Source organism: Leptotrichia sp. SK-5, assembly GCF_055387215.1.
This window is the reverse complement of the sequence record NZ_AP028931.1, coordinates 1007733-1021005: the sequence shown is the minus strand read 5'-3', so window position 1 is coordinate 1021005 and position 13273 is coordinate 1007733. Positions and strand designations below refer to the sequence as shown.

The window sequence follows — 13273 nt, the reverse complement described above, 5'->3', positions numbered from 1 at the left end:
TAAATTCCTTCCTTCAAATTTTACTACTAATTTACATTCTAATTATAATAAATTCAAATCTTACAATTCTCTATATTTAACTTCCGTTATTTTCGATATTTTCTCAATAACGCCATTTTCTTCCTTTTCTTCCCCAGCGTGACTATTCCCATTCTTATAAACAATTTCCTTCAAGTTCAAGTCTGATTTTTTTAATAAGTCAACTGTTAATAAAATCTGATTAAGTACACCTTTTTTATTTTTTGAAACAATAATCACTTCTGAATTCTTTCTAAATTCACACATAAAGTCCAGAATACTGTAGCTTCCTTCAAGCTTTAACAAAAGTCCGCCAGTAATTCTGACAAAGATATAGTCGTTTTCAATCAATGCCAAATTTATTTCTTCACGTAAATTTATTAAATCACTTTTTTTATTTTCCTCCATTTGCCCTTTTACAACTATTGTTGCCACTTTTTTATTTTCAAATAGCTGCTCTTCATACATTTTTTCAACAAATTTCTTGCCAACATTAATTTCAGTTCCAACTATAAAATATATTTTCCCTTTTTTATCAGTTCTACATCTGACAATGTGATGCCTTCGGCATCTTGCCTCGTAATTTTCATTCGCACCAACCATAACGAGCGGATCATCATAATATGCAGGCTCTCCATTGATAAGACGCTGGCTCGCATAAGCAGGCTTTCCACAAACCATGCAAATTGCGTGAAGCTTATCCACCTGATCAGCAATACTCATAAGTTCTGGAACTGGCTCATAAGGTTCTGCCCTAAAGCTCATATCAAGCCCTGCAACAATCACTCTTTTTCCATATTCCACATATTTTTTGCAAAACTCAACAACTTTTTCCCCAAAAAACTGAACTTCATCAATACCAATTACTTCAGCATCAACATTTTTTTCCATAATTTCTTCCATTTGAGAAACATCACTCACGGGATAAGCTCTAAAACTGTCATTCCCATGTGAAAATACCCCTTCTTCCCCATATCTATTATCAATTGAATGCTTAAATGCCACAATTTTCTGCTTTGCATACTCTGCACGCCTAAGCCTTCTTATAAGTTCCTCACTTTTTCCTGAAAACATGCTTCCAGTAACAACTTCCAACGTTCCTATTTTAGAATTTTGTATCATTTTATCTTCCTTTTTTATTTATTTTTTTCTCATTGCCACAATTTTTTGAACAAAAATATCCCTTTTGCTTAACATATTTACGTTTTAAAAAGGGGGACTTGCCCCCATATTTTTAATCTTTATTTTGTCTAAATGAATCAAACATATTTTTTGCGTTACTATATAAAACCTTAACTTCATAAGGTTTTACGTTAATTTGAATTTTTTTATCAGAAATTGCGTAATTTTCTTTTAAATTCAGCTGATTTCGATAAAATCCAAATAATTTTGGTACTTGCAATGATAATGGATATTCGTCTGCTCCGTTATTTACTACAATTATCATTGATTCATTTCCAGCTGAAATTTCGTAGGAAATAAAGTCTGTATTTGGTCTTGCTGGTGTAAAATCACGTCCTTGGTACAATTTTGCCCGTCTATTCTGATCTGCTAAATAAGCAGATATTTCTGAATCAATACGACCTTGTGTTTTGGGATCGCTGTAAACTTCAAGGATTCTTAATTTCCCGTTTTTAAACAAATTTTTATGTTCCTTTCTGACTTTTAGCAATGCTTTATAATGATTTTCTATATCTGCATTGCTATTTACAGGATATGAGATCCATTTTTGCACTTCGTTTACTTCCACAACACTAGGAAAACTTCTAAGTCTATCTTTATATTTACTTATACTATCTGTCTCAGGATCGTATGGCGCGTAATCTTCCCACAACATAGGCTTTCTATTTCGTGGCGAATCTGCTCCCCACATTCCCTTTTCATCACCGTAATAGATAACTGGTGTAGCAGGCAACATCATTTGCATTGCAACGACTCTTTTCAGCTTACTTACAGCTGTTCCGTCATACAAATCAGGACGAATATTCAAGTATCCTTGATCCGATTGATTATTTCTATCATAAACTCTATTCGAATTTATCATTCCACTAAAGATTCTATCTGTATCAAGTGACCCAATAAAAACTTGTGTCATATTAAAACGATTGCTTGAATATCTGTTATAAATCTCATTTAATTTTGTTGCAAATTCTACGCCGTTGATTCGGTAATTTGGATTAGTATTCACAGTATATTTTATAATATTATTGACAATATTATAATCTGCTCCACTGTCATAAATCCCATCTTCAACATCTTTTGTAATACTATTTGAAACTTCTCCTGTGATTAGCAAGTCAGGTTTATATTTTTTCAAATTTTCTGTAATTTGTGCAAGATATTCTTTATTCTCGTTGTCGTAATAAACATATCTTATTCCGTCAATTCCGTCATCATATACATCTTTTTTAAAAGTCTCATCAGGCCCTAAAATCCATTTTTTCATTGCATTTTCAATATAATTTCTAACTTGCGGATTTTTTAAGTCAAGTACAGTATCCTTTAAATACCAGTTAGAAAATTCTTTATTATTTCTAGCAAAAAATCTGCTTGACGTTATATCAGGAGCCACTTCCAAAACTACTTTCAGCCCTTTTTGATGAGCTTGTTTCACAAGGCTTGCCAGCTGCAAATCAGAATCTGTCCAAATCCAGCTTTTTACATTAAGTAAATCCTCGTCAAGTAAATTTTTATCCGTTTCAGGATTGAAAATAAGCAAGTTTAACTCCTTATCTCCATTGTTATTATGGACTTTTGCCTTTATATCAAGCCCTTTTGATGTTCCAGTCTGTTCTATGTATCCAAAATACGGATCCACGTGATTAAAGTAAATCGTATCATATTTATGGTTTGAAAGAGAATAAAACGGCGATGATAAAATTATGTATTCTACACCAAGATTTTTAATATAATCCAATTTATCAATTATTCCCTGTAAATCTCCACCATAGTAACGTGTATAGTTCTGTACATCATTTAACGTATTTTCTTCCCATTCGTTTTTTTCCTCATAGTTACTGTTCCATTCATTCAATGAAAACTGCGGTTTTTCATTTCCACCCCAATATGCCAGCACTAAGTCTTTTTTTGAAGTTCCTGAACGAATTTCTCCAGTAGGCTCTGAAAAGTCATCTGTCCCAAATTCGTTAAAAATCGCATCATTATCCACATCGCCATTTCTAAACGAATCAATATAAATCTGATATCCAACAGAACCTCTAGCCCATTCTGGAATTGTCGTAAGTTTTGTAGAACGCGAATACTCAAATTTTTCTATATCCTTTAGGTTTTTTGAAATATTTCTTCCCATATAATATTTAGTCTTGTCATCAGTCAATACAAAATAATAGCTTGACACATTGCTCGGAATTTCAGCCATAAAAATCTCATTACCACCATAATTTCCAATTCCACGCATCATTTTTTTCCCGCCACTGTAGACAACTTCGGCAGAATAAACATCGTTATTTTTCGTTCTTAACATAATCTTTACATTATTTCCATTAAGTACCCTGAATTCAGAATCTTCCTTATGAACTAACGAATTCAAGTCAATAACTCCATCATTTCTTTGGCTATATTTCAATGATTCTGTTGAATTTTCCTCACTTTTCCCTGTTTCATTATTCTCTAGATTTTCAATATTTTCCTGTTTATTCTTATTTTTTCTTTTTACTGCACTAATCAAATAACCTTCACGATTGTTTACATCATTATTTTTAATATTCATTTGAAAATTTTCATTTTGTGCAGAAAATGAAACAACTGAACTTACCAAAAACAATAAAACTTTCATTTTTAATTTAAAACTCATATTTCTCCTCTATTTACCTTAATCTCCCTAGCCGCAGCCAGACAAAAAACAGTAATTTTTATATTATTTCCATTTTTTTTATCTTTATTATCAAATTGCCTTAAAATGCTATTTTTTATTTCCCTAAGCGTAGCTCCTGTCGTTACAATATCATCAAGTATCAAAATTTTTTTATTTCTCAAGTCAACATTTTTAGAAACTCTGAAAGCTCCCTCAATATTCCTGTTCCTTTCCTCTTCGTCTAAAATTCCAGCCATCTTTTTTGTATTTTTTATTCTCTCAATCCGAACATAATTCACTTTCAGACAGTTCAGAATCTCATCAACCTGATTATACCCTCTTTCATTCTTTCTTTTCCTGCTGACAGGCACACTCACGACAATATCTATCTTTTCACGTTTCAAGACATAATAAAATTCTTCCTTTATTAATTCAGCAATCAATTTTGCCATGATTTTTCTATGATTATATTTATAAGAATAAATTAACCTCTTAAACTCCTTATTGTAGTCCCACACATAATAAATATTGTTTAATTTTCGCAATTTTTTCAGACTTTTCAGAATATTTTTCGTATCCTTCGATACAATACCGTACTCAACTAATTCCACCCCTGAAATTATATCCTGATTTCTAAATAAAATTCCTTTAAAATTAAATATTATTTCCTTAAAAAATTTAATATCCTTCAACAGTATCCTCAACCTTTTGAACTATTTTAGTTGAGTACATCTCTGTATATCCGCAATTTTTACATATTTTTAAATAAAATGTATCAATGGCAATCTGCGTTCCAGCAACTTTTTTTGTAGGAATTGCCACCTTTTTCATTTCAAATATTTCTTCTCCACACTTGCAACATTTTTCATCATTTCTCATACAATCACCTCAAAACGCATTTTTTAACCACTCAATACTGTTAGAGCCACGATTTACTCCGACAATATCATACCTTACATTTTTATCCCATTCCTTTTTTAAAAGATAAATTTGTGAACTCGCAAGAATCTTATTCTGCTTATCCTCCGTCACCATCTCAATCGCTGATCCAAAAAAATCATTCTTCCGATATTTGACCTCCACAAACACCAGTGTCTGACTCTTCTTTTCAAAAAAAATCAAGTCAATCTCCCCAAACCTAGTATAAAAATTACTCTCAACAAACGTAAGCCCTTGCAAAATCAAATATTCCTTCGCCATATTCTCATACTTAAACCCAATTTCCCTTTTATTCATACTATTTCTCGTCCCATCCCCTTTTTTTACATTGTATCATAAATATCTATATTTATTCTTTTAATTTTATATTATATGATACCAATTTTTCATTTATTTTTCAAGACTGGAAAACTAAACACTTTTGTAAGTGTAATTAATTTTTTAACTATTCCAATTTTTTAGTTTATAAAATCTATTATATTTTTTAATACACTGAGCTTCATCATAAATTTTATATTCATTTTCTTTTATCAATTCAAGCAAGTAATTTTGATTTTCATCATTATCACTTTTTTCAAATTTTTTATATATGAAATTTTCTAAATCAAAATTACTTTTTCTTAAACGTACACTTTGATGTTTATATATCCCTATAATTTCTTCAAGAAATTCTTTTTTCTCTTTTTTAGTTAAATTTTCTAAAGATAATTTACTGCATTTTTTTATTATTAATTTATCATTATTCAATCTATCTAATATTTCATTAAAAACTTCTTCATCAAATAATTCATCAATAAATTGATATCGTTCAAAAAGTTCTATTTCATCTACTATATTATTTAAATATTTTTTGTATTCAATTAAACTTTTATTTTTTATAAAATTAAAGAAGATTTCCCATAAAATATTTCCACTCCATATTATCATATTGCCATTTAATAATTCTATTTTTATTCCTTTTATTACTGTTATATATGAAATTTCTCTAAATACCTGTTTTGTTTTTTCAGTATTTTCATTTAATATTTCAAAACTATAAATTTTTAGAAGATTTTCAATATTTTCTTTTTCTCCTTCATTTATCCAATCAATAAATTCTCTCAATGCAATCTCATAAGATTTATTCAATTGATCTCTTTTTAAAACTTCCAAAATAACTTCATCCCATAATTCAGAATTTTGATGATGATATCCCATCCAATATAAAGGTTGTGAGTAACCGCAATATATATTTAAACATTCTTCTAAAATATTCTCTTCTATTAACTTATCTACAATTTCAGGTATATTCTGATTTATTTCTATTCCTAATACTTCTTTTTGTATTTCATCTGGAATATTATCTATATTTAATGAAATTGCTTTTATCCATTTCACATCATTCCTATCGCTTTTTAATAAATTTAATATCATATTTTTTTCATCATCATATAAATCACTCCATCTATTAACAGCTACCCAAATACTTACAGTTAGTATAAATGTGGACTTTGTTTTTAAAATTTTTTGAAATAGTTCTTTTCTACACTCGTCCTTCTTTTCTATTCCTTCTAATAAATAAATCATGACCCAAAAATGATGTTTATATGGTTCTGCAAATTTCTTTGATTTCTCTAAAAAATAATAAAACTCTTCAGTATTGGGAATTTCAAACTGCTCTAACCAACCAAGCCATTTTTCTGCAAATTCAATAACTTTCTTTTTTTCTGTTACATAATCTAATGAAAAAATTGCATCCTTTGTTAAAGTAATATTATTCATAGTTGCATATTCAAAAGAACAATTGTCAAAATAAAATTCTAAAATTCCAAACCATCTTTCCCACATTTTTTTCTTTAAATCTTCTTCTGTTTCTGAAATTTTTAATGAATAATCTGATAAAAAATAACGTATTCTTAATACTAAAACTATGTTTGATAAATTTTTTAAAATTAAACTTCTAATTTTATTTTTAAATTCAAGAGTATATTTATCCCAAATTACAACTGCATTTATAAGTATACTAAAAATATAATCAGGATGTTCGTAATTAATTAAATATTTATCAATTTCATTTAAATTATAAGCATATCTTTCAAAAATTTTCCCAATTGCAATACTACGAATAAAAATTTCGTCATATTCTAGACCTTTTTCTAAAATTTCTAAACTTACTTGCGGTTCATTTATCAAACCAAATATTTCTTCAGAAGAAAGATTATCATTTAAATTTTTACTATTAATATTATTTGATTGGGAAATATTCCAATTAAAATACTTTTCAAATTCTTCTCTTGTATTTAAATCATAATACGCTATCCCTTTATTCCATCTAATTTGTCTATTAACAGAAATCTTATATATAAAATCATCCTGCTCTTCTTCTGATAATTTTGACAAAATTTCAAAATTATTACTAAAAAAAGTTACCACTTCTGCCTTTACACTTGGAAAAATATCATCTAATCCGTTTAAAATAATACTTTTTAACTCCTCATCTAAAGTTTTTTTATATAATTTTTCAATAAAATCTAATGTACAAAGATTCATATCTGAAAACGGAAAATATAAAAGCTTTTCTATTTTAACTATTAATAATTCCTTTTTTTCTCTCGTTTCCCTATATTCTTCTTCAAGTAACATATAACTTGCATAATGATATATTGGGTGTGTAAAAGTTATTTCACCATTGTAATCTTCTTTTATCAATCCTCTTTTTTTTAAATAATCAAACTCTTTTTGATATTCACTATCCCATTCATCATTAATATTACTTTCTAAATTTAAAAATTTTTTTAATTTTTTTTCATAATTTTCAATATCATTTTTAGTGTTCAAAATATTTTTTAATCTTTTTTTTGAAATGGATTTATTAGTATTACAAATCATTCCTAATTTAATAAAAAATTCTATTGCTAAATCTCCTCTTTCTCTTATTATTCCTGCAATTGTTTCAGAATCAATCATTGCCATTTTAACAATTTCTTCCAGAGATTTTTCTTTTAATTCTTCTTTTTCTACACTATTAAAAATATTTGTAATATGTCCAAATTGCAAATTTTTTTCCTTTTTATTAAGTTCTCTTGAAATTTTATTATACATTTCTTCCATTTCTATTGAATTATCAGTGTGTAATTTCCATAATTGCTTTACTTCATCGCTATTTTTATTTGTCAAATCAATCCATTTATATTTATTAATTTTACAATCTTCTATTTTATTTTTTTTCATTGTTTCAAATAAAATATCTTTACGAGTTGTAACTATTAACTTTCTGTTATTCTTTTTACTAACTTCATTTACTAATTCTCGAAATTTTGATAAAATATTATTCTTATTTGTAGAAACTTCTACATTACCGAATGGATCTTCTAATATTAGTAACTTATTTTGTATTTTTCTGTCATTAATACCAAAAGAAAAAATTTTTTCTATATTTGAATCAATTATTGTTTCATAATTTTTATCTCGATATTCTTGAGCAATCTCTTTTGCTAACTCAGTTTTCCCACAATATGTAACACCAGTCAAAAGTAGAATTTTATTTTCCTCTAATATATATCTATACATCTACTCTCTTCTTTTCGCTTTATATGTTCTGGATTTGAAATTTTATTCTCTCTATATTTATCAATTATTGCAATTATTTCATCTGTAATTGAATTATCATTCCCAAAATTTTCAAACATTAACTTCTTCATTTCACCTACAGCTAAATCTATGCTATTTTTAGATATATAAAAATTTTTTTGAAAAAGTTTAGTTATTTCATCTTTTAATCGCTCTTCATCAAAATTTTCTTGTATTTCGACCCTACTTAGTGCTTCTTTTAAATCATTGTCTTCTAAATTTTCAATATATCCTTTTTGAAATTTTTCTCTTTCTTCCTTTAATTTTACTCCATCTGCTTTCACTTTTTTTAGTTTTTCTTTAATTTTTGTTAGATCTTTTTTTGTTAAATTTTTTTTACCTTTATCAGTAAAAATATAAGTATCATCTTTACATCTTCCCGAAGTCATAAAAATTATTTTTCTATTTTTACCTTCAACTAATTTTTTTAATAAGTGAATATCTAATTTATTGCCTTCAAAGTTACTTAACCATTTACAAAATTCTTCTATAGTTATTTGTTTTCCAATTTTATTTTTAGACTGTAAATCTATTATGTGTTTCTTGTCTAAAATAACCTGAGCATCTTCTTCATTTTGTTTTTCTATATATATTTCCAAATTTTTTTTACTAATATATTTTAATATACAATATATTGTTGCTATTTCTTGATACTTAAATCCTTCTAATAAAGGTTTTATTTTGTTTCCCATACTTTTCACCTTCTTTATTAAATTATATTTTTATTAACTAACTTTCATTTCCCAATATTTTCTTCAAAAACGTCTTCCTATGATACCTACAAGCCCCTTTTTCAAGTAAAATCTCCCTATGTTTCTTAGTTCCATATCCTTTATGTTTCTCAAATTCATACTCAGGAAATTCCTTTGCAATCTCACAAAGTATTCTATCCCTTGTAACCTTTGCCACAATCGAAGCTGTCGCAATAGCTAATGATTTGCTGTCTCCCTTTACAATGCATTCCTGCTCTCCTTCATACTCACGAATCAAATGATTACCATCGACCAGAACTATATCAAATGCTGATTTTTCAGCCACTTGATTTATCGCTCGACGCATTGCTAGAAATGTTGCATTCAAAATATTCATCTCATCAATTTCTTTTTCTGAAGCAATTCCGATTCCCACGATACAATTCTTTTCTATCGCTTCAAACAATCTTTCCCTTTTTTTCTCAGTCAACTTTTTTGAGTCATTGATCTCCTGCAATTCTGGAAAATCCTGAATCACAATTACAGCTCCAGCCACAACTGGTCCCGCCAAAGGCCCTCTCCCAGCTTCATCAACCCCAACAACAATCTTATTATATTTTTCGTCAAATTCCATTAATTCATTTTTTTTGTTTTCTAATTTGTCTTTACACATAAATTTTTCCTCTTTTTTATTATTTTATAAAGTTTCAAATTCCAGCCCGTATTTTTTCAATGCTTTTTTAAAATCTTCTGGCAATTTTGCAATAAATTCTATATTTTCTTCTGTAATCGGATGTTGAAATTCAAGCTTATAGGCATGAAGCATTTGGCGTTTTTCGGTGTCTGTTCTGCCGTAGACACTGTCACCTAGAATTGGGTAGCCTAAATGTTTCATGTGAACTCTGATTTGGTGAGTTCTTCCAGTTTCAATATGAACTTTAACAAGCGTAAATTTTTCTGTCTGTGAAACTACTTCGTAGTTTGTAATCGCAGTTTTTCCTGAATTTAAGTCATTTATTACAGTCATTTTCTTCCTGTCGTTTTTATCACGCCCAATTTGCGTTACAATTCTTCCGCTTTTTTGGTTTAGTTTTCCTTTTAAAATTGCAAGATAAGTTTTTTTTACAGTTTTATCGTGAAACATTTGTGACAATTTTAGATGTGACTTGTCATTTTTGGCGATTATTAAAAGTCCGCTTGTGTCCTTATCTAGCCTATGCACAATGCCAGGACGGATTTCTCCATTTATTCCTGACAAATCTTTGATGTGATACAAAATTGCATTTACAAGCGTTCCCGAATAATGTCCGTTTGCAGGATGTACGACAATTCCAGCTTTTTTATTGATAACTGCCAATTCATTATCTTCGTAAATTATTTCAATATCAATGTTTTCAGGTTTAATTTCAACAGTTTCCAGTTCTGGAATTACAACTTTTATTGTATCATTTTCTTCAATCTTATAAGCAGGCTTTGTCTTTTTTTCATTTACTAAAATATTTTCATCTTTTATAAGCTGTTGAATACGTGTCCGTGTCAACTCAAGCCTTTCTGACAAAAATTTATCAATCCTGCTCCCTGCCTCTTCCTTCAAAACAACAATATTTTCTTCATTTTCACTATTTTCAATATCTATTTCATCTTCAAATTCATTTTCAACTTCATATTTTTCTTTCATAATTATCTATTTTCTTTCTTTTATAATTTTTTATTTCCCAAAATTCTATTCTCTTTTAAAATTTATCCCATCAATGCAATGATTATAAATCAATTCCTTAATTCCACTCGTATCATTAGTTTCATAAAATTTGACAAGCAGTTCCAAAAATTTCTCTTGCTGTTTTATCGGTACAGAAATAATTCCAGCACCATTTTGAATCATTACGTGATTTGCAGTCATCATGCTTGTTCTTTTATTTCCATCATAAAAAAGTTGGCTTCTCATTAAATACAGCATTAAATTTATTGCTTTTTCTGTTGCAGAGTTTTCACTTTCCAAAATTTTATTCAAATTATCATTCACTTTTTCCTTATCTGGAATTTCAGGCTTCCAATCTGTTCCACCCATACTTACATCCGAGAATCTCAATTGTCCTGGAAAAGGATTTACATTTGCCTCTCCAATTAGCTGATTAATTTTGCAAATATAGTTTAAATCAAGAGGATATTCAATATTTTCCAAAATAAATTCCCACGAATGTTTTAAATTAACAATGGCATTTATATCCTTAACTTTCATATTCTGAACTCCTAGTCCCTGAAAAATCGTTTCTGTCTGAGGATAAGTTACAGCTATTCCTTCCAGATTTGCCGATTTCCAAATTGAATCCACTATATTTCTTTTCGCAACAAAAATATTCTCCTCCAATGTCATTTTATACTTATCTTCCATAAAATCACTCTTTTCTAAAAATTTTTCATCAATTTCTTAACTCTCATCATCACATTTCTGAAAAATGTCCATTTCCTGGGAATAACCTCTATTATGATGATTTTTCGCCAAAACTGCTACTTCCTCATCTACTTTTTCCAACTTTTCAAAACTTCTTTGTGCATGATTTCGTAACTGCGTTTTAAATCCTAATTTATGCAAAACTCTCGTTATAATCGACGCATTTTCTTTTCCACAGTCGTGCAGAAGTGCCAATTTTAAATATTTCTCGTTGTTTTTTAGTTCCGTTTTTTTTATTTTTTTATAAACTTCAAGCGAATGAAACTTGTCGTAATCAGACATTTCCAAAAATATTTTTTTTTCTTTTTCTGTCAATTTTTTCAAAGCCTCATTCATATAAGCCCTGTTAATTTTCGGTTTAAAATACTCCATTGCTTTTCTAATTATATACATTTTTCCACTCTTTTCCTAATCTTGATTTTTCTTATTTTTCTAAGCTTTCTGACAAGATATGTTAATATCCTGCTATCAAATTTCATCATTCAATATTTTTTTATAAACAGTATCTAAAAACTTTTAAAAACAATAAATTTCTTCATAATCTATAAAATATTTTCAATTTTTTCAAATCTCTTTTATAACTATATCCCCAAAAATCTTCTTTAACTTCCTAATATTTTTCCCTCTTTTCCCAATAAATTCCCCTTTATCTTTCTTTTCAACGAAAAATACCGTAAAATAACTATTTCTCTCAATTTTTTTAACTTTATCTATACTTTTTAATTGTTCATTCAAATCGTCTATTTTGATTTCAGAATTTCCTGTTTCCAAAATTTCATTATTATTCTTTTTCAAATTTATCAATTCTTCAATATTTTTTACATCAAAAAAACTGATTTTTTCCAATTCCTCTGAAAAATCAACTTTCATAAGTGTCAAATATTTCCCATCAAGTGGTTTATCTTTTATCCCCAATTTCCTATTTTCAAAATTCTCATCATTTAACTTTTCAATATCAAACTTTGTATTATTTAAAATAAAATTGCTCATAATCCGCACTTGCTTTGGCAAAAATCCATCTCCCATAAAATACAGCTTATCATTTTCATATTTCACAAAAATTTCTCTTCTACGGTTTTTTAATTTTTTACCCTTTTCTGAAGTAAATTCGTAAAAATCCTTTTTCCCAGATACTTTCTTACAAATCTGATTTATTCTCTCTTCATCGTTTTTCCTAAGTTTTTTTGGATATTCATAAATATAATATCTTTTTTCAATCATTTGTGGAAATTCAAGAAATGGCAATGTTCTTACTATTTTATTGATTTTCAGGCCCTCTGTTTCCAAAAATTTTAATTTTGAAAAATCAATTATCTCTTTGGAATTTATATAAAGAATATTTTCTTTTGCACTCACATTTGCATCAGTCCTTCCAGCCTGCTGAATACCTTTAAAAATCTTGATTTTGTTATTTTCCAAAATTTTCCTAAATTCTGATTTAACACTCTTTTTATTAGGATTTTCATCAAAAGATTCAAACTTTTGACCATCATATTCCACAAAAAACATATATCCAAAATATTTTGTATTCTCAAAATCTCTTATTAATTTATCTATTTTTGTCTTCTCCGTATCAATTTTTTCCATTTTTTATCCTCTAGCTATTCTCATTTCATACCTAACTTTATTATTTTTAAAAAAAACTTAAAAATTATGATTATTTCCCCAAAACCCTTATTTTATTTAACTTTTATTACCTCAAGTTTACAAAATAAGTATATCAAATTTCTTTTAGAAATACAATTTTCA

General features: G+C 27.9%; 12 protein-coding genes. All 12 read right to left on the bottom strand.

The features are described from left to right. Positions 1–60 precede the first annotated feature (60 nt). Positions 61–1140 carry a thymidine kinase gene (locus ACZ5B9_RS05030; protein WP_464423621.1) on the bottom strand — a complete coding sequence of 360 codons (1080 nt, stop codon included), beginning with the start codon at positions 1138–1140 and terminating at the stop codon, positions 61–63. Positions 1141–1252: 112 nt separating this feature from the next. Then, on the bottom strand, positions 1253–3832 hold the full coding sequence (locus ACZ5B9_RS05025) for an alpha-amylase family glycosyl hydrolase (RefSeq protein WP_464423620.1): 2580 nt from the start codon (positions 3830–3832) through the stop codon (positions 1253–1255). Then, entirely contained in the window at positions 3829–4524 is a 696-nt protein-coding gene (locus tag ACZ5B9_RS05020) for a ComF family protein (RefSeq protein WP_464423619.1), read from the bottom strand. Before ACZ5B9_RS05020 ends, ACZ5B9_RS05025 begins: the two co-directional genes overlap by 4 nt. Further along, positions 4511–4711: a zinc ribbon domain-containing protein gene (locus ACZ5B9_RS05015; protein ID WP_464423618.1), complete on the bottom strand. Its 201-nt coding sequence runs from the start codon at positions 4709–4711 to the stop codon at positions 4511–4513. The genes ACZ5B9_RS05020 and ACZ5B9_RS05015 overlap by 14 nt, the downstream gene beginning before the upstream one ends. Before the next feature lie 9 nt (positions 4712–4720). After that, a complete protein-coding gene (locus tag ACZ5B9_RS05010; RefSeq protein ID WP_464423617.1) occupies positions 4721–5068 on the bottom strand; it encodes a YraN family protein in 348 nt (115 codons plus the stop codon). Between the two features lie 144 nt (positions 5069–5212). After that, positions 5213–8320 carry an nSTAND3 domain-containing NTPase gene (locus tag ACZ5B9_RS05005; RefSeq protein ID WP_464423616.1) on the bottom strand — a complete coding sequence of 1036 codons (3108 nt, stop codon included), beginning with the start codon at positions 8318–8320 and terminating at the stop codon, positions 5213–5215. Beyond that, on the bottom strand, positions 8302–9072 hold the full coding sequence (locus ACZ5B9_RS05000) for a hypothetical protein (protein ID WP_464423615.1): 771 nt from the start codon (positions 9070–9072) through the stop codon (positions 8302–8304). The genes ACZ5B9_RS05005 and ACZ5B9_RS05000 overlap by 19 nt, the downstream gene beginning before the upstream one ends. A 37-nt stretch (positions 9073–9109) precedes the next feature. Continuing rightward, positions 9110–9745, bottom strand: a complete 636-nt coding sequence (locus ACZ5B9_RS04995; RefSeq protein ID WP_464423614.1) for a ribonuclease HII — start codon at positions 9743–9745, stop codon at positions 9110–9112. A gap of 24 nt (positions 9746–9769) precedes the next feature. Next, positions 9770–10750 carry an RluA family pseudouridine synthase gene (locus ACZ5B9_RS04990; RefSeq protein WP_464423613.1) on the bottom strand — a complete coding sequence of 327 codons (981 nt, stop codon included), beginning with the start codon at positions 10748–10750 and terminating at the stop codon, positions 9770–9772. A gap of 45 nt (positions 10751–10795) precedes the next feature. Next, a complete protein-coding gene (locus ACZ5B9_RS04985; RefSeq protein ID WP_464423612.1) occupies positions 10796–11464 on the bottom strand; it encodes a Fic family protein in 669 nt (222 codons plus the stop codon). Positions 11465–11500: 36 nt separating this feature from the next. After that, positions 11501–11917 carry an HD domain-containing protein gene (locus ACZ5B9_RS04980; protein ID WP_464423611.1) on the bottom strand — a complete coding sequence of 139 codons (417 nt, stop codon included), beginning with the start codon at positions 11915–11917 and terminating at the stop codon, positions 11501–11503. Between the two features lie 171 nt (positions 11918–12088). Continuing rightward, positions 12089–13111: a pseudouridine synthase family protein gene (locus ACZ5B9_RS04975; RefSeq protein WP_464423610.1), complete on the bottom strand. Its 1023-nt coding sequence runs from the start codon at positions 13109–13111 to the stop codon at positions 12089–12091. Between the last annotated feature and the right edge of the window lie 162 nt (positions 13112–13273).

Bases quoted from the DNA above. Each gene is read 5' to 3' on its own strand.
- ACZ5B9_RS05005 (WP_464423616.1), bottom strand. From the start codon at position 8,320: ATGTATAGATATATATTAGAGGAAAATAAAATTCTACTTTTGACTGGT.
- ACZ5B9_RS04995 (WP_464423614.1), bottom strand. From the start codon at position 9,745: ATGTGTAAAGACAAATTAGAAAACAAAAAAAATGAATTAATGGAATTT.
- ACZ5B9_RS05015 (WP_464423618.1), bottom strand. From the start codon at position 4,711: ATGAGAAATGATGAAAAATGTTGCAAGTGTGGAGAAGAAATATTTGAA.
- ACZ5B9_RS04990 (WP_464423613.1), bottom strand. From the start codon at position 10,750: ATGAAAGAAAAATATGAAGTTGAAAATGAATTTGAAGATGAAATAGAT.
- ACZ5B9_RS05010 (WP_464423617.1), bottom strand. From the start codon at position 5,068: ATGAATAAAAGGGAAATTGGGTTTAAGTATGAGAATATGGCGAAGGAA.
- ACZ5B9_RS04975 (WP_464423610.1), bottom strand. From the start codon at position 13,111: ATGGAAAAAATTGATACGGAGAAGACAAAAATAGATAAATTAATAAGA.
- ACZ5B9_RS04985 (WP_464423612.1), bottom strand. From the start codon at position 11,464: ATGGAAGATAAGTATAAAATGACATTGGAGGAGAATATTTTTGTTGCG.
- ACZ5B9_RS05030 (WP_464423621.1), bottom strand. From the start codon at position 1,140: ATGATACAAAATTCTAAAATAGGAACGTTGGAAGTTGTTACTGGAAGC.
- ACZ5B9_RS04980 (WP_464423611.1), bottom strand. From the start codon at position 11,917: ATGTATATAATTAGAAAAGCAATGGAGTATTTTAAACCGAAAATTAAC.
- ACZ5B9_RS05025 (WP_464423620.1), bottom strand. From the start codon at position 3,832: ATGAGTTTTAAATTAAAAATGAAAGTTTTATTGTTTTTGGTAAGTTCA.
- ACZ5B9_RS05000 (WP_464423615.1), bottom strand. From the start codon at position 9,072: ATGGGAAACAAAATAAAACCTTTATTAGAAGGATTTAAGTATCAAGAA.